Genomic DNA, 17,177 nt, shown 5'->3' on the forward strand with positions numbered 1-17,177 from the left:
GATGAGATGACGTATGCAAGAGTATGATATTTTAGATGTTTTATCAAACAAAAAGGTCCTTTGCCTAGAGGATGAAGAGGCGATTTTGCGAAATATCTGCGCCTCGCTGGAGCTCTTTTTCGCAGAGGTTAAAGGCGTCACAGACGGCTTTGATGCGCTTGAGCTTGCAATGAGTGGGGCGTATGACGCGCTAGTGCTTGATATCAGCGTGCCAAATATCGATGGTCTTGAGATCGCTAAAAAAGTAAGAGCTATCAACCAAAAAATCCCTATCGTGATCCTTTCAAGCCACGTCGAGCAAGAGTATCTGTGGCGAGCAGTTGAGCTAAAGATCACAAGATATCTCGCAAAACCATATGATAAAAAATCTTTCATCAAAGCGCTTGAAGATGTGGCTTTTGAGCTAGTTGGACGCACACCAACTATCAGGCTAAATGACGAGCTTGAGTATGATTTTGGCAAAAAAGCGCTTTATGTAAATGGCGAAATTTCTCATCTAAGCAAGAGCGAGAGCAAGCTTTTGGAGTACTTTTTAAACAACAAAAACCAAACTATCACTTATGAGCAAATTTTTGACTACATCTGGGACTACGAGCAGCCCACAAAAGAGGCGATAAAGACGATCGTAAAAGAGCTTAGAAGAAAGCTAGGCAAAGATGTGATCAAAAATTTATACGGCGTGGGCTACCTTTGTGAGATATAAATTTCAGCTAATAGTCGGTGCTTTTATCTTTGTCTATCTGCTAGTTTCGGCGCTTGTGCTAAATTTTTACAACGACCTAGCGATGAAAGACGCCAAAAAAGAGGCGTATTATGTTTTGGAGGGCATAAATTCTGTAAGAGAGTACATCGCTGGAGTTCAGCGCCCACTAATCGAGCAGTTAAAAGAGCAGGGCGTCTTAAAAGAGGACTTTTTTGACGAAAGACTTCTATCGTCATCATATATAAGCCGTGAAATTTACAACATCCAAAAGAAAAAATATAACCTTGAATTTGACTACAAGCTAGTTGCCATCGCTCCGCTAAATAAAGCTCACGAGCCAAATGAATTTGAAGCTGGCGTCTTGCACGGCTTTAAAGAGAATAAATTTAAAGAATTTGTAAAGATAATAAAAGATGAAAATGGCTCACAGCTCTTTGTGGGTCTGCCTATAAAAAACCAAAGCCCAAGCTGTCTAGCCTGTCATAGCAGCGCAAATGCCCCACAACAAATGCTAGAAAAATATGGCATGGATGGCATAGAGATCCCAGACGTGAACGAAACGGTCGCGATGATCTCTTTTAAGATACCAATCCGCGCTATTTTTACCTACCATTTGCAAGAGGTCATCGTCATAATGAGCGCTATAACGCTTATCTTTGGACTATTTTTGCTACTTGTTTATAAGATGCACAGGCGTGGTGAGGAGAGCAAAAAGCAAACTGAGCAGCTGATGATACATCAAAGCCGCCTAGCCTCGATGGGTGAGATGATAGGCAATATCTCGCACCAGTGGAAGCAGCCGCTAGCTCAGATAAGCTCGGCTTTGATAAATTTAGAGCTTTATCAGGAGCGAAAAAAGCTTGATGAGGCGAAAATTTATGAGTTTATAGAAGAGACAAGCAAGCAGATAAATTTCATGTCAGAAACCGTTGATGACTTTAAAAATTTCTTTAGTCCAAATACCTTGAGAAAAGAGTTTAAGGTGCTTGAAGTGATAAATCAAACGATAAAAATTTTAAACGCAACTCTTAAAAAGTATCAGATCGAAGTGCAGCTTGACGTGAGAGAAAATTTTGAGGTATTTGCAAATTTTAATGAGATAATCCAAATTTTAATAAACATCATAAACAACGCAAAAGATGCATTTAAACAAAGCTACACAAAGCCAAGAGTGATAAAGATAAGCGCCTTTTTAAAAGATGATCGCAAGAATTTATGCGTGCAAAATAACGCAGGGGCGATAAAAAATTCATTTTTAAAGGTCATCTTTGAGCCACACTTTAGCACAAAAGAGAGCGGTAGCGGGCTTGGGCTATATATGAGCCGCCTTATCGCTCGCAAAAATAACGCCCTAATCTTTGCTAAAAATGTGGATGAAAACCACGTTGCATTTACAATTAGTTTCGAAAATTTATAATTTGTTAAATTTCCCCCTTTTCTGCCCTTTTTTGGTGTTAAGATTATCAGTATGAAATCATTTTGATTTTAGGATAAAAATTCAAAGGAGGAGACGTGAGAAACTTACACAAAGCCTTAGCAGGCTTACTCATGGGTGTTAGTATCTTTGCTTCACAAGCCTGTTGCGAAGAGCATAATATGCAGATGTCCGATAAAGCACGTGATGTTATCGCAAATCCTAAAGGCACACTGCAAAGTAGAGGTGTTGTCTCCTTGCAAGACTACGTCGTAGAAGAGCAAGAGATGTATAACTGGCTATTTAAAAACCACCCTATTTTTACAAAGTATGGTGGCAAAACCGTCGGCAAAATGGTCGTTCATGACCGTGGCTTAGAGTGGCTTGCCGAGGGACATGGCTTTGATATGTCAAAGCTTAGTAAAAGAGATGGTGGTAAGGGCTATAGCTCTATGATGTATAGAATTCCAGCCACTTCATCACTTCAATTTCCTAATAAATTTGTAGGACCAGAAAAGTGCGGTGAGTGTCACCCAGCTCAGTATGAGGTCTGGAGCAGATCTCGCCACGCAACTACTATGCGTTTCCCTGGCGAGCACCCAGAGGTCAATAACAACCTAACTGAGCCAGTATTTGACAAAGATACCGCTTCTATCCTTCCAAAAGGTATCACTCCAGATGTCATCTACGCAACCGTTGGTCACTTAAGAACTAAGATGGGATACGTCGATGCATGGCTACTTCGTGGTACTTACTACGTTGAGGGCGGTTTGCTAAGAGATGGCACAGGTCAGATCGTGGCTGGCGGTAACCAATGGCAAAGAACATGGGCGTTAAATTTAGACGACGCAACTGTTAAAAAGATAAAAGAGCTCGTCCCAGAATTTCCTGGCACGCTTGAAGAGTATGGCGATAATGGCGGATATGTCAGAGGTCTTGCCTCATACGCCGCAAAACATAAAAAGTCGATGTTTTTCCAAGCAAACTCATCATATTGTGAGGTTTGCCACCCTGTTAAATTTGACTTTAAGTCAAAAGCAGAATTTTACGCAGCACTTGGTAATGCCAAAGAGCTTCAAAAACACACTATCTCAAAAGGCGTAAGCTGTGAGGAGTGCCACGGAGCTGGCGGTCACCTTGATGGAGCTACAAATTTTAGAACATCAAACTGCGAACGCTGTCACCAAAGATTTAACTTTAGCCCAGATCTAATGCGTGCTAACCCACTTAACAACGGCAAGCTTGATCTTTCTTTAAGCTCTAAATTTAAATCAATGGGACCAGGATGCGGTTCTGAGGGCTCACAATCATACTTTACCGCTCACTACGATAAAGGCATGAGATGCGTCACTTGCCACGATCCACACGATAACACAGGTAACGTCGTAGGCGATAAGAGCGTAACTGGCATGAATTACAACCCAGATCAAGGCTATCTAAGTGCGTTCTACACTAAACCAAAGATCAAAAAAGATTGTAAAGATTGTCACGAGACTCAAGCATATATCGCATCAAAAGCAGATACACACAAAAACAACACTTGTGCATCTTGCCACATGCCATTTATGATGAGCTGCGAGAATTTCTACGCTGTTCAGTTCCAAGACAACGCTGGCTTTGATACTCAAAGACGCTCTCACATCTGGAAGATCATGGTCGATCCAAAAGAGAAATCTCTAGTGCCAGGCGACGCTGCTAAAGGTCCAAGAGATGCTAAAGATTGGCACTTTGAGAGAGATAAAAATGGCCACAACTATGTTGATTTGATGTGGGCATGCGCTAGAACATCTTGGGCTGATAAAGATATGAAAGATAATAAAGGCTGCCATAGCCCAGTGCTATCTGAGCTAAAACCAACACTTCACTTCAAAAACCAAAAACAAGTTTATGATGAGGTTATGGGATGGCAAACTCCAGTTAAAAATGAATTCTCAGAGGTCAAAATAGGCATAGAGGGAATTTACTCACTACTAGAGACTAAAAAGCTAGATCCAAGTGATAAAGCAAGAGTTTATGAGCTTGTCCAAAACGCTCAAGAGATCATCGATATGGTTGAAAAAGATGGTTCGTGGGGTATGCACGGATTTAAATTTACTAAACAAAGACTAGATGCATCTAAAGAGTATATAAAAGAAGCTCAGAGAATTCTAAACAAAAATTTATAGCATTTAGGGGCTAGTTTTAGCCCCTTTAATCTTAAGGGTTTGAAATGAAAAATGCGTTTTTAAAATGTTCGCTACTTCTTAGCCTAAGCGTGGCTAGCCTCTTAGCAAATGTCGATACAAACGACTCTTACGCCATAGGCGCAACAAGCGGTGGATATGTTTTAAAAGGACTGCTAGATCAAAAGCAACTAGGTGTTGGCTATGACGCTGATGCAGTGATAAAAGGCTTTAGTGATGCGCTAAAGAGCGAGCTAAAACTAAGTGATGATGAGATAGCAAAGCTACTAAACAAAAGGGCTGAAAGCTTAGATAAGATAGTAAAAGAAAAAGAGGCTGCCAAGCTAAAAGAGAATTTAGCCCAAGGCAAAGCCTATATGGAAAAAAATGCAAAAAACAAAAATGTAAAAACAACAAAATCAAATTTACAATATGAGATCATAAAGGGTGGCTCAAAAGGGGCTACACCAAAGCCTGAGAGCATCATCATAGTAAATTATAAAGCAAGCTTTGTTGATGGCAAGGTCTTTGACGAGACAAAAGAGGCTCCAGCTCATCTTTCGATGCTAAATTTGATCCCTGGGCTTGAAGAGGGACTTATGCTTATGAAAGAGGGCGAGAAGTTTAAATTTGTCATCCCACCTGAGCTTGCATACGGCGATAGCGGCATGGAGGGGATACCTGGTGGCGAGACTATCGTTTTTGAGATAGAGCTTATTAAGGTCTTAAAGCCTGGCGAATTAGCTGAGGCGGCAAGAAAAATTCATGAAAAAGAGCAAAATGAGGGCATTAAAAAGCCTCATTAAGGCATAAATGGAGTTAAAAATGCAAAATCAAAATAGCAGAAGAGCCTTCTTTAAACGCATGGCAGTTGTGGCTGCTGGTGCTAGCGTGGCAAGTAGTGGTTTTGCTTTTAAGAGTGAAGAGAGTGCGAAAAAACCACATTTTGGCATGATATTTGACCAAAACAAATGCGTTGGCTGCACGGACTGCGAAGTGGCATGTAGAAAAGTAAATTTAGTCCCAAAAGGACAGATGAGACTTTTTGTAGAGGATAAGACTGATCCAAAAAATTTGCTTGATAAAAGATATGTAAGAGTATCTTGTCAGCAGTGTGAGGATGCGCCTTGTGTGGCTGTTTGCCCAACAAAAGCCTGTCACAAGGACGCAAAAACTGGCATCCAAACTACAAACATAGATGACTGCATCGCCTGTAAATACTGCATCGTAGCCTGTCCTTACGACGTGAGATATATCGATAAGTTTAGTCACTCAGCCCAAAGCTGTAACTTCTGCATAGATACAAATTTAAAGGATAAAAAAGATCCAGCCTGCGTTGAGGCGTGCAGATATGAGGCTTTGGTATTTGGCGATTTAAACGATGAGAGCTCGCACATTAGCCAGCTTTTAGCTGTCAAAGATAGCATAAGGCTAAGAGCAGAACTTGGCACAAAACCAAGCCTTAGATATATTCCTAAAGTAAAAGCGGGGGTGTAAGATGGATGGTGCATTAAATTTCACTGCGACATTTTCGCACGCAGTTGAGTGGGGCTGGCCGATCGCTGTTTATCTTCTGCTAGCTGGTATGAGTGGCGGAGCGCTAATAGCTGCCATACTTCTAAAGCGCTACAAAAGACAAGAGAGCTTTAGCCCATTTTTCAAGGCTGCTTCGCTTTTGGCATTTGTTAGCATCATGCTTGGTATGGTTTGCTTGATAGCTGACCTTGAAAAGCCACTTTTGTTTTGGAAAATTTTGATTAATTACAACTTCACATCAGTTATGTCTATCGGTGTAGCCGCACTTTGCGTATTTATACCGCTTAGCTTTTTGATGTGTTTGTATGCGTTTAGTGCGGAGCTAAAGCCATTTTGTGGCTTTTTTGATGGCGTGATGAAAATTTTATCGCCACTTTATCCGCTCTTAAGTGCGCTTTGCCTGCTTTTTGCGGTTATCATTTGCGCATATACAGGCTTTTTGATCTCGGTGCTTATTAGATTTCCACTTTTAAACACCGCTGTTTTACCAGCGCTTTTTATAGCTTCAGGACTTAGTGCTGGCATAAGTGGTAGCAGCTTGATAGCGGTACTATTTTTCAAAGAAGATCCACACTCAAGCGACCTTGGCTCGCTTCATGGCGTGGAGTTTTACGTCTTATGCACTGAAATTTTACTCATTTTAATGCTTTTTGTCTCACTTTTGCTTGGCTCAAGCTATCAGCAAGGCGCGGCAGTTGCATTTTATAGTGGTGTTTGGGCAAATTTCTTCTGGCTTGGGGTTGTTTTAGTTGGCTTTGTCTTGCCTCTTGTTTTAAATTTCGCACTTGGCAAGATGAAATTTAGCTTCTACCTTGGCTCATTTGCAGCAGTCGTTGGCGTTTTATTGCTTAGGGTTTTTATACTTTATGCAGGACAGACTTATAGCATTTAAGGCTTAAGGGCAGGTGATGAAAATTTTAAACATTTATCGCTTGTCTTTAATATTATTATTTATCCTTGCTTTTGGTGCAGGGGTGGCGACCTTTTTGGAAAATTTTTATGACACACAGACGGCTAGAGTGCTTGTTTATGAAGCGCTCTGGTACGAGTGCGTCATGGCAGCTTGTGCCATTTGCTTAGCCATTAGCATCGTAAAAACCAAGATGTATAAGAAATTTGGCGCATTTTTGATACATCTTGCTTTTATTCTGATCTTCATCGGTGCTGCGCTTACAAGATACTTTGGCGAAGAGGGTGTATTGCATCTTAGAGTGGGTGAGAGTGGCAGCTATATGCAAAGCACAAAGCCATATTTGAGAGTGCAAATTTCAAATGAAAGTTTTGAATATCCACTAAAACTTAGCCTGCTTGGCAAAAACGACTTTGGCTTCAAAAAAGATATAAATGGCAAAGAATTTGAGATAAAGATAACTGGCTACAAAAAGGATGAGAAAAACGCTCCAGCCACACTTAGCATAGAGGCTGGCTTTGCTAATGAAAAGAGCAAGAGTGCCAAGCTAAAAGGCGGAGCTGGATACGATCTTGAGCCAAGCATATTAAGCTTTGATGGGCAAGAGGCGAAATTTTACTTTAGCTCAAGGGCGATAAATTTACCTTTTTCGCTAAGGCTTGATAAATTTATCCTAGAGCGTTATGCTGGACTAAATAGCCCATCATCTTACACGAGCAAAGTAAGCATCGCAGATGTCGAGCATGAAATTTCACTAAATCATCCACTAAGCATCATGGGCTATAAAATTTTTCAATCATCATACGACGCTGACGAGCTTGGAAGCGCCTTTGAGATCAGCTTTGATCCTGGCAAAATGCCAACTTATATCGGATATTTTCTGCTTTGCCTTGGCTTTGTGGGAAATTTATTTAGCAAAAAGAGCCGTTTTTTTAGACTTTGTAACTTCATAAAAGGCACGCAGCTTGCATTTTTAACCCTGCTTTTACTAAATGCCACGCCAAATTTCGCAAGCGATGAAGCCATAAATTTTAAAACTCATGCAGATAAATTTGCCAAAATTTTAGTTCAAACTGATAGTAGGATCGCCCCAGCTAGCTCTTACACAAGGGCAGTGATTAGCAAAATTTCAACCAAAACGACGCTCTTTGGGCTTAGTAGCGATGAGCTCATGCTCTCTTTTGCCATCTCGCCACAAGAGTGGATGGATAAAAGGATGGTAAAGATCACGAGCGAGCGCGTGGGCGAGCTTCTTGGCGTTAGTGAGAAATTTGCTAGCTTTAATGACGTCTTTAACGAAAATGGCGAGTATAAGCTGGCTAAATTTGTAGAGGCTGCAAATGAAAAATCCGCCTCAAAAAGAGATAAATTTGATAGCGATGTCATTAAATTTGACGAGAGGCTAAATGTCTTATACCTTGCGCTAAAGGGTGAAATTTTAAAATTTATCCCCGCTAAAAATGGTGACGTGATCACGTGGCTAGGCGTAAATGAAGCATTTAGCAAAGATGAAATTTCAAACGAGTTTAAAAGCGTTTTAGGAGCTTACATAGAAAATTTAAGCCTTTGCGTAAAAGATGGCGAATGCGCAGGCGCTGATAAGAGTTTGGAGCAAATTTCAAGCTATCAAAGAAGCACTCTAGGCTCTCTTGCGCCAAGCGAGGCAAAGGCCAGCATTGAAGTGCTTTATAACCAAATGGAGATATTTAAATTTCTTATCTATTTTTACATGATCCTAGCTCTTGCTTCGCTCGCTCTTGGCTTTTATAGGCTATTTTTTGGGAGGAAATTTAGATTTGAAAGAGCGCTTAGCCTTGCATTTTTCACTGCATTTGTGGTGCATGCTCTAAATTTAGCCCTACGCGCTTACATCTCAGGTCACGCACCTTGGAGCGATGCTTATGAGAGTTTGGTCTATATCTCGCTTATAAGCGTGCTAGCTGGAGTGCTATTTTTCAAGCATCAAAGCTTCGCACTAGGCGCTGCTTCGCTCTTTGCAAGTGTGAGCTTGCTCGTTGCTCATCTAAATTTTATAAACCCACAGATAACAAATTTAGTCCCAGTTTTAAAGTCGTTTTGGCTTAGTGTGCATGTAAGCGTCATCACCGCAAGCTACGGCTTTTTGGGCTTTGGCTTTGTGCTGGGGCTTGTGGGACTTATCTTGATGGCACTAAAAAATGACAAAAACGAGCAAAAACTTAGCGAACAGATAAGATACCTCGCCGCCACCGACGAGCTAAGCCTCATTATAGGTCTTAGCCTGCTAACTATCGGAAATTTCTTAGGCGGTGTCTGGGCGAATGAGAGCTGGGGTAGATACTGGGGCTGGGACAGCAAAGAGAGCTGGTCATATATAACGATCATCGTCTATGCCATAGTGCTTCATCTAAGGTTTATACCAAAGCTTAGGGGCGTTTTTGTCTTTTTAACGGCTAGCGTGCTATCATTTGCTTCGGTGCTTTTTACATATTTTGGAGTAAATTTCTACCTTAGCGGGCTTCACTCATACGCAAATGGTGAGAGCTTTGGCATCTCAGGGCTAATATACTTGATTTTAGTGGCTCTTGCCTTGCTGATCGCCCTAGCCTACCGCGGCAGAGATATAAAAGTAGTTTAGGAGATATGATGAAGAGTTTGATTTTACTGGCTGCTAGTTTGTGCGTTTTAAATGCTGGCTACATCAAAGAGGCTTTAAGCGCAAAAGATGATCACAACAAACTAGCGCAAATTTATGAAGATGCTTGCGACAAAGAGAAAAAGGCATCAGGCTGCTACAACCTAGCTGTGCTTTACAGCAGGGGTGACGGCAACGTCAAAAAGGACGAGGTAAAGGCGGCAATGCTTTATGAAAAGGCTTGCGATCAAAATTTCTCTATGGCTTGCAGCAACCTTGGCTATGTATATGAAAAGGGCAAAGGCGTAGAAAAAGACCTAGCAAAAGCGGTCAAACTATATGAAAAAGCATGCAGCGACAACGAGGGCTGCACCGAGCTTGGCTTGCTTTATGCAAATGGCACTGGCGTGAGAAAAGATCTAAAAAAGGCAAAAGAGCTTTATGAAAAGGCTTGCAAGGCAGGGGACGGCATGGGATGCAGCAACCTTGGCTACCTATACGCTCAGGGCGAAGGCGTCGAGAAAGACTACGCAAAAGCTAAAACATACTACGAAATGGCCTGCGCAAACGAAGCTGGCATAGGATGTGATAATCTTGGCTTTTTATATGTTTATGGACAAGGGGTTGATCAAAACTTTACAAAAACGACAAAGCTTTACGAGCAAGCGTGCAAATACGCCTATGAAAAAGGCTGCAACAACTACGCAATCATGCTAGCTGAGGGCAAAGGTGTGAAAGAAGATGTGGAAAAAGCACGTGAAATTTTTACTAAAAGCTGTAAAAATGGCCTAAAAGAGGCGTGCGAGAATTTGGAAATTTTAGGGAAACATTGATGAGTTTTAAAAACTGGGGCAATATGCAGGCAAGCCTTGAAGCGCTATATCTGCTAGATAGTGCTTTGACGGAGCCTGATGAGGAGCACTTAAGGCTCATCTCTAAGACAAAAGGCGAAAATAGCCTAAGATATAAAGTAGATAACGGGCAGGGTGATCTGCTAGATGTGATATTTACGAGTGAGGCGGTGCTGGTTAGAGGGTTTGACCATGAAAATGAGCTAAATTCGCTAAGTGCCGGCTCTGATAAAAGGGTAGTAGAGCAAATTTATAGTGGCGAAGCTGCTAAATTTCGCTCTTACTTCTTGCCAGATGAGATAGAGCAAACGACCTTTTTTATCTGGTATGACGGAGTGGAGCATCAAAATTTAGTCGGTGGCAATAACGGCGGACGCTGGCTGCTTTCATACGCCTTTGATGATTTTGCTAAATTTAGCGAGTTTGTCAAGGGCTACTACGAGATAGACTTTGATGATGAGATGTTAAAAAAGCTCTATGAAAAGGGCGAGTTAGAAAAAGAGAGATTAAAGGAGATAAGATGAAATTTATAGCTTTGTTGCTCAGTGCGGTTTTTGCCTTATGGGCTGGAAATTTGACGAGTGAGGCAAACATAAACGCCTATAAAGGGGCAAAAGAGCGTATCGAGCTGCCAAAGGACGCAAGATGTGCGGTGTGTGGCATGCCTATAAAAAACAAGCAGTGGGCGACACTTATCAAGGCTGGTGGCAAGGACTATTACTTTGATGGCGTAAAAGATATGGCGCACTTTTACTTCGCTGATGAGGTGGCGAAAGAGGCTTATGTAAGTGATTATTACACGCTTGAAAAGCTTGAGGCAAAAGAGGCGTTTTACGTTTATGGCTCAAACGTTTTTGGACCGATGGGCGAGGAGTTTATCCCATTTAAAGACGAAGCAAAGGCAAATAGCTTTATGAAAGATCACGCTGGCAAAGGTGTCATAAAATTTGACGAAATAAAGACATTTACTGGCAAATAAAGTGAAATTTCTAGCATTTTTGGCGTTATTTTTTGGACTCTCTTATACGCTCTTAGCGGCGCACTACCTTAGCTTTGACCACAAATCAAAGCAAGATGAGCTAAGAGAAATTTCAAAGATAACAAGGGCAAATTTAGCTTCTAGCTTTAGCCTAAAAGAGCAAAAAGGCTTTGTCTATGATAAGTAGAAATTTCATAAACTACGCTGTGGTCCTGCTCTTTAAAGACAAAAAGGACCACCTTTTTAGCTTTTGTCTATTTGCGCTCATTATCTTCGTGCTAAGCTCGGTGCTTTTCATCTCTGGCTCGATCCAGCATGATCTTATAAGCTTGGTAAAAGATAGATCAAGTATCGTTGTTAGTGCGTTTCGTGCTGGCAAAAATGATCTCATGCATCCTGGCTATATCTACGACATCTCAAAGATCGATGGCGTGGCTGACGTTAGGGGCGTGGTTGATGGGGAGTATTATTTTGTGCAAAAGCGCGTTTGGTTTCATCTATATGAGGATGATAGCCTAAAAGAGGACGAGATGATCGTTGGTGAGGGCGTAAAGGCGGCTATGAACGAGCTTTACTATGAGGGGAGCTTTAACTTCTTAACAGAACAGCGCATGATACCGGTAAAAATTCTAAAAACCATGCCAAAACAAAGCGGACTTATCACAAATAACGCGATATTTTTACACCCAAATACCTTGCGAGCTATCTTAAATTTAAAAGACGAAGAATACACAAAGCTCTATGTCGATGTGCCAAATAGCGAAGAGATCAGCCAAGTGGCTTTAAAGATTGAGAATTTATATCCAAACTCATTTGCCATTAGCATAGAAGATGAGATAGCAAACATTAGGCATCTTTACTACTATAAGGGCGGAATTTTTATGAGCATTTATGTTAGCGTTATGCTAATATTTTTCGTGCTGCTTAAAAACCAAATTTCACTTGCTTACGGTAGTAAAAAGCGTGAGATAGCCATTTTGCGAAGTATCGGCTTTTGTATAAAAGAGATCATTTTTTTAAAATTTATACAAAATTTCATCGTTAGCGTTAGCGCCTTTTTGCTTGGCGTTATGTTAGCTTATCTCTTTGTATTTGTTTTAAACGCTCCATTTTTAAAGGGGATATTTTTAGGCGATGAGCTTTTAAATTTTACAAATTTCACGCCTATTTTGGAGTTTGATAAGCTCTTTTTGATCTTTGTCTTTGGCGTCATACCATTTTTGGCATTTGTCCTTATCCCGTCGTGGCGTGTGGCGTGTGGCGACATAAATGAGGGGCTAAAATGATAAATATAAGAGGCGTTAGCCTAGTTTATAACCAAGGCAAACAAAACGAGTTTTGTGCTCTAAAAGATATAAATTTAGACGTTAATAACGGCGAGTTAGTGATACTAAAAGGCGTTAGTGGAAGCGGTAAAAGCACCCTACTCTCGCTTATAGCCCTACTTCAAAAGCCAACTAGCGGGGAGATTTTGATAGATGGCACTAACATCGCAAAGCTGCCTGACGCATTTTGCTCCGAGTTTAGACACAAAAGACTTGGGCTTGTCTTTCAAAATTTTAACCTCATCGAGGGCTTAAGCGTCTATGAAAATTTGTTAGCTCCGTTTGCTCTAACAAATTTCAAGGCAAATGTGCGTGAAGAGATGATAAAAAAGGCTCTTGAGCTTGCAAATATCTCACACAAAAGAGATGAAAATGTATCAAATTTAAGCGGCGGTGAGCGTCAAAGATGCGCGGTAGCTAGGGCTTTGTCAATGGATGCGGATATCATTTTGGCTGATGAGCCAACGGCAAATTTAGATAGGCAAAATGCGCGTGCATTTTTAGGCCTACTTGAGTCATTTAAGGCGCTTAAAAAAAGCGTCATAGTCGCTACTCACGATAGCATTTTTGACGAGCTAGGCGCAACCGATAGGGCTCTTAGCTTGCAAAACGGAGAGATAGTATGAGCGTATTTTTATCAAACGCCGTTATCGCCTTTTTGTTAGCGGAGTTTGTGCTGTTAGTTTTGATGGGCATTTCGCTATTTTACGTCGTTAGGATAGTAAGATCGTGGGACTATAACGCGCTAACATCGCTTCAATACTCGCTTGAAAAGCAAAACTACCTTGTAAATACGATCTTGCTCTTTAGCGTCTGCACAAAGATCGTTTTGTTTATATTTTTTGCACTTTGTCTAAACGAGCTCTCTGACATCGTGCCAGGGGCTATGTGCTCAGCTGGCGTGATCGGCTCAAATAAATTTGGCGGCATCTTGATGCTCACTAAAATTTTGCTGATATTTGGGCTTGGTATCTGGCTGATTATAAACAAGCTTGACTTGCAGGCTCTAAATTTCCCATATCTAAAGAAAAAATACGCCATTTTCATCTGCCTTTTTGTGATGATATTAGTCGAGCTTGGCATAGAAATTTCGTTTTTTTATAACATCCCGCTAAAGGTGCCAGTCTTTTGCTGCTCGGTCACTTTTCAAGCTCCAAAACTGCCATTTGGCTATACAAATTTTGGCTTAGTGAGCGCCTTTTTTGTGCTATTTTTTGTCATTTTGGCGCTAAATTTCTTAAAGCAAAGCATGGCAAGCTTTGTGGCAAATTTGCTATTTTTGGTGCTTAGCTACTACGCTATCACCTACTTTTTTGGCCTTTACGTTTACGAGCAGCCAAATCACAAGTGTCCATACTGCATGCTAAGAAGCGACTATTTTTACGTTGGCTACCTTATCTGGGGCAGTTTGTTTTTGGGCATTTTTTACGGCCTTATGCCATACCTTGTGGAGATCATCACAAAGACAAACTACTCGCACAAGCTTAAATTTTCATCGATCTGGCTAAGTGTTTGCGTGCTGATATGCTCACTTTACGTGCTCAAATACTATTTGTTAAGAGGATTTTTATTTTGATAAAGCAAATTTTTTCTCTTTGTTTATTGGCCCTAGTCTTAGCCGTGCTCGCCTATAATGCCGACATAAGCGATGATAAAATTTTAGTCCTAAATAACGGCAAGTCTGAGCCCATAGAGCAGCTAACGCCAAATAAATTTATATGTTATGAGAGCAGGACGCTCATCGCTGATAACAACGACACGGCTCAGGCCATCATGCCAAATGGCGACATCTACTTTTTTAACGACATCACAAATTCTTTCATTTGGTATATGGCGCAAAAGAGCAAAGATAAGATCAAGCTATTTGTCTACTCAAAGGATACAAACCGCTACATCCCAGCGCAAAATGCCTGGTACTCGAGGGTCGATATAACTCCCATGGGATACGGCATAGGGGCGTATGAGTTTCACACTTACGGCATAAACGACAACTACTTTAAAGAGGTCTTGCTCTACGCAGCACGCGGCGAAACGCTGCTAAATCCATACATAAACATCCTACTTTCAGAAAATAAGATATAAATTTGCGAAGCTCTAAATTTGTTAGAGCTCGCTAGGTTGTTTTTGGGTATTAAAAGCCTTTTTCGTTTAGTTCTTTGTAAAGATCACACCCTTTTTGATCCCCAAAATCACATGCTTTGCCAAAATATTCTTTTGCAGTATGATAGTTTTGTCTTAATCCTTGCCCATTATTGTATAAGACCCCTAAATTAAAGCAACTTGTAGCATCTCCGCTTTTGCAAGTTTTTTCAAATAGTTTGGCTGCTTTATGATAGTCTTGTCTTGCTCCTTTCCCGTATGCGTAAAAAAGTCCTAGACTAAAACAGCTATTAGTATTTCCACTATCACAAGCTTTTTTATATAGTTCGTATGCTTTGCGATAGTCTTGCTTTACTTTTTGACCATCTTCGTACAAAACTCCTAAATCAAAACAACTATCAGCATTTCCGCTATTACAACCTTTTTCATATAGCCTTACGAATGCTTTATTGTATTTTTGTTCCGCGTCTTCTTTGTTTGGATTAAAGAAGCCTAGAATAAGGCAATCATTGGCATTTCCATCATCACAAGCTTTTTCGTATATTTCTGCTGCTTTGTCATAATCGCCATTTTTACGAGCTTCTATACCAAGTTTTAAATAATTATTTGAAAAGGCAGTAGATAGTAAAATCATAGACAAAAAGACAATTTTTTTCATTGTTACTCCATCTTTTACAAAATTCTTAAACAATATTTTGTCCTTTTAAAGCTTAGATTATTGTTAATTATCTATTTATCTTTTTGTGGATATGCAAGGCAAATTTATATGTCGTTTAATAAATTTTTGTGATTTTGGTGTGCATTTGTAGAAACATGTCTGGCTTGCCTCTTTGTTATAGAAACAAGCCTAATGTTAGTATCTAACGTTATTAACTTTCAAAAAGTCTCTTAGGTCTTCGTATTCGCTATTTTCGAAGTAGCGCCATTTGCCAGGCTTTAGCATATCAAGGCTAACACGCCCAAAGCTAACACGTTTTAGGTCCATCACTTCAAGGTCAAAGTAGCCAAAGAAACGGCGTAGCTCTCTGTTTTGACCCTCGTTGATGATGACCTTTAGTTTTGTGTAGCCACCGCTTGAGCCAAAGACTTTATAGGCTAGAAATGGCTTAAATTCCATTGATTTTATAGTAGTTTTTGCGTGCGCGCCTTTGGTGGCGTCCTTGGCGAAAAAGCCATTTGTCATCGCCTCTATCACCTCTTTTGTTACCTCGCCTTTTACCTTTAGGTAGTATTCGCGCTCTAAGTCGCTATTCATTAGCGCTGTGGCGATCGCTGGGGCGTCAGTTAGTAAAAGTAGCCCCTCGCTTGCGTAGTCTAAGCGCCCTACGCTAACAAATTTGGCAAATTTCTTGTCTAACGTGTCATATATCGTCTTTCGTCCGCGGTCATCTTTCTTGCTAACGAGCTCACCCTTTTGTTTGTGATAAACGATAACGGTAAATTCTTTTTTTAGCTTTATCAAACGGCCATTTATGCGCACTTTATCGTTTTCATCCACGCTTGTGGCAAGGTCGCTAACCACACGTCCTGCTATGCTAACCTTGCCAGCTTTTATCAGCTCATCTGCCTCACGGCGTGAGTAGTTTGTGTTATGTGAGATAAATTTATTTAGTCTTGTTTTTTCCATTTTATAGTCCTAAATTTGCAAGGTCGTGGATGTGTAAAACACCCACAGGAACGCCATTTTCTACGACAGCTAGAAGCTGAATTTTATACTTTTCTATTAAAGCTAACGCATCTACTGCTAACATCTCTTTGTCGTTTATCTCTTTTGGATGCAGTGTTGCAAATTTCATCGCTGGCTCGTCTAAGTCAAAGTCCTCTCTCATAAGCGCACGCCTAAGATCGCCGTCACTTAAAAGGGCATCTAGCACGCCATCTTTATCAACGATAAGAACCGTGCCAAGCTTGCCATGTGTCATAGTATCGATCGCACTTTTTAGGGTTGCATTCCAGCGAACTATCGGTAAATTTTCGCTTCTCATCACATCTTTGACCTTCAAAAATAGTCTCTTGCCAAGGCTACCACCTGGATGAAAATTTGCAAAGTCCTCTTTTTTAAAGCCTCTCTTTTGCATCAAACAAACAGCTAACGCATCGCCAAGAGCTAGCGTTAGCGTGGTTGATGCCGTTGGGGCGGTATTTAGTGGGCACGCCTCTTTTTCTACATTTATATCTATAAAAGCATCGCTAAATTTACCAAGCGAGCTTGTCTTGCTCCTTGCCATGGCGACGATTTTCACACCAAAGCGCTTTACATGAGGCAAAATTTTGACAAGCTCATCGCTCTCGCCACTAAAGCTAATGGCTAACAAGACATCGTCTTTTTCTATCATGCCTAGATCTCCATGCATGGCCTCTGTCGGGTGTAAGAAAAAGCTTGGCGTGCCAGTGCTTGCAAGCGTAGCAGCGATCTTTGCTCCCACATGACCGCTCTTGCCTACGCCTGTTACTATGACTTTTCCCTTTGCGTTATATATCAAATTTACAGCATCTTCTATCTCTACGCTTTTAGCGTGTCTTAAAAGCTCGTTTGCCTCTACCTCTAAAACTCTAGCTGCGATTTGGTTCATTGTCTGCATA

Annotated in this window: 18 protein-coding genes; 15 read left to right on the forward strand and 3 right to left on the reverse strand. The window is 40.8% G+C overall.

Features of this window, described 5'->3' with window-relative positions; genetic code table 11:
- The first annotated feature begins 13 nt into the window (after positions 1-13).
- The 15 genes from FZ945_RS02295 to FZ945_RS02365 all read left to right on the forward strand — a co-directional run bounded on the left by FZ945_RS02295 (position 14) and on the right by FZ945_RS02365 (position 14,576).
- Positions 14-703, forward strand: a complete 690-nt coding sequence (locus FZ945_RS02295; RefSeq protein ID WP_148802211.1) for a response regulator transcription factor — start codon at positions 14-16, stop codon at positions 701-703.
- Positions 693-2,120, forward strand: a complete 1,428-nt coding sequence (locus tag FZ945_RS02300) for an ATP-binding protein (RefSeq protein WP_148802213.1) — start codon at positions 693-695, stop codon at positions 2,118-2,120. Before FZ945_RS02295 ends, FZ945_RS02300 begins: the two co-directional genes overlap by 11 nt.
- A 95-nt stretch (positions 2,121-2,215) precedes the next feature.
- Complete coding sequence (locus tag FZ945_RS02305) at positions 2,216-4,282, forward strand: cytochrome c (RefSeq protein ID WP_009295151.1); 2,067 nt, start codon at positions 2,216-2,218, stop codon at positions 4,280-4,282.
- 44 nt (positions 4,283-4,326) lie between these two features.
- Entirely contained in the window at positions 4,327-5,085 is a 759-nt protein-coding gene (locus tag FZ945_RS02310; RefSeq protein ID WP_021084088.1) for an FKBP-type peptidyl-prolyl cis-trans isomerase, read from the forward strand.
- A gap of 19 nt (positions 5,086-5,104) precedes the next feature.
- Positions 5,105-5,776, forward strand: coding sequence for a 4Fe-4S dicluster domain-containing protein (locus FZ945_RS02315; RefSeq protein WP_180996975.1), 672 nt, complete (start codon positions 5,105-5,107; stop codon positions 5,774-5,776).
- A gap of 1 nt (position 5,777) precedes the next feature.
- The gene (gene nrfD, locus FZ945_RS02320; protein WP_148802215.1) at positions 5,778-6,707 is read left to right on the forward strand and encodes an NrfD/PsrC family molybdoenzyme membrane anchor subunit; all 930 of its coding nucleotides are present in this window, start codon (positions 5,778-5,780) and stop codon (positions 6,705-6,707) included.
- A 16-nt stretch (positions 6,708-6,723) separates the two neighbouring features.
- Positions 6,724-9,342 (forward strand): cytochrome c biogenesis protein, encoded by a 2,619-nt coding sequence (locus FZ945_RS02325; RefSeq protein WP_148802217.1) that lies wholly within the window; start codon positions 6,724-6,726, stop codon positions 9,340-9,342.
- Between the two features lie 8 nt (positions 9,343-9,350).
- The gene (locus tag FZ945_RS02330) at positions 9,351-10,172 is read left to right on the forward strand and encodes an SEL1-like repeat protein (RefSeq protein WP_148802219.1); all 822 of its coding nucleotides are present in this window, start codon (positions 9,351-9,353) and stop codon (positions 10,170-10,172) included.
- Positions 10,172-10,714 carry a hypothetical protein gene (locus FZ945_RS02335; protein ID WP_148802220.1) on the forward strand — a complete coding sequence of 181 codons (543 nt, stop codon included), beginning with the start codon at positions 10,172-10,174 and terminating at the stop codon, positions 10,712-10,714. Before FZ945_RS02330 ends, FZ945_RS02335 begins: the two co-directional genes overlap by 1 nt.
- On the forward strand, positions 10,711-11,169 hold the full coding sequence (locus tag FZ945_RS02340) for a nitrous oxide reductase accessory protein NosL (protein WP_148802222.1): 459 nt from the start codon (positions 10,711-10,713) through the stop codon (positions 11,167-11,169). The genes FZ945_RS02335 and FZ945_RS02340 overlap by 4 nt, the downstream gene beginning before the upstream one ends.
- A 1-nt stretch (position 11,170) precedes the next feature.
- Positions 11,171-11,356, forward strand: a complete 186-nt coding sequence (locus tag FZ945_RS02345) for a hypothetical protein (RefSeq protein WP_103575190.1) — start codon at positions 11,171-11,173, stop codon at positions 11,354-11,356.
- Complete coding sequence (locus FZ945_RS02350; protein WP_148802224.1) at positions 11,346-12,455, forward strand: ABC transporter permease; 1,110 nt, start codon at positions 11,346-11,348, stop codon at positions 12,453-12,455. The genes FZ945_RS02345 and FZ945_RS02350 overlap by 11 nt, the downstream gene beginning before the upstream one ends.
- Positions 12,452-13,120, forward strand: a complete 669-nt coding sequence (locus FZ945_RS02355; RefSeq protein ID WP_148802226.1) for an ABC transporter ATP-binding protein — start codon at positions 12,452-12,454, stop codon at positions 13,118-13,120. The genes FZ945_RS02350 and FZ945_RS02355 overlap by 4 nt, the downstream gene beginning before the upstream one ends.
- Positions 13,117-14,070, forward strand: coding sequence for a hypothetical protein (locus tag FZ945_RS02360; protein ID WP_148802228.1), 954 nt, complete (start codon positions 13,117-13,119; stop codon positions 14,068-14,070). The genes FZ945_RS02355 and FZ945_RS02360 overlap by 4 nt, the downstream gene beginning before the upstream one ends.
- A 26-nt stretch (positions 14,071-14,096) precedes the next feature.
- Entirely contained in the window at positions 14,097-14,576 is a 480-nt protein-coding gene (locus FZ945_RS02365; RefSeq protein ID WP_262367136.1) for a hypothetical protein, read from the forward strand.
- Between the two features lie 49 nt (positions 14,577-14,625).
- Here FZ945_RS02365 and FZ945_RS02370 read toward each other — a convergent pair whose 3' ends face one another.
- The 3 genes from FZ945_RS02370 to FZ945_RS02380 all read right to left on the reverse strand — a co-directional run bounded on the left by FZ945_RS02370 (position 14,626) and on the right by FZ945_RS02380 (position 17,176).
- On the reverse strand, positions 14,626-15,252 hold the full coding sequence (locus FZ945_RS02370) for a tetratricopeptide repeat protein (protein WP_148802230.1): 627 nt from the start codon (positions 15,250-15,252) through the stop codon (positions 14,626-14,628).
- Positions 15,253-15,447: 195 nt separating this feature from the next.
- Complete coding sequence (locus FZ945_RS02375; protein WP_148802233.1) at positions 15,448-16,221, reverse strand: pseudouridine synthase; 774 nt, start codon at positions 16,219-16,221, stop codon at positions 15,448-15,450.
- Between the two features lies 1 nt (position 16,222).
- Positions 16,223-17,176 (reverse strand): KpsF/GutQ family sugar-phosphate isomerase, encoded by a 954-nt coding sequence (locus FZ945_RS02380; protein WP_148802235.1) that lies wholly within the window; start codon positions 17,174-17,176, stop codon positions 16,223-16,225.
- Position 17,177 lies beyond the last annotated feature (1 nt).

It is taken from the genome of Campylobacter concisus, from assembly GCF_902460535.1.
Taxonomy (GTDB): Bacteria; Campylobacterota; Campylobacteria; order Campylobacterales; family Campylobacteraceae; genus Campylobacter_A; species Campylobacter_A concisus_AS.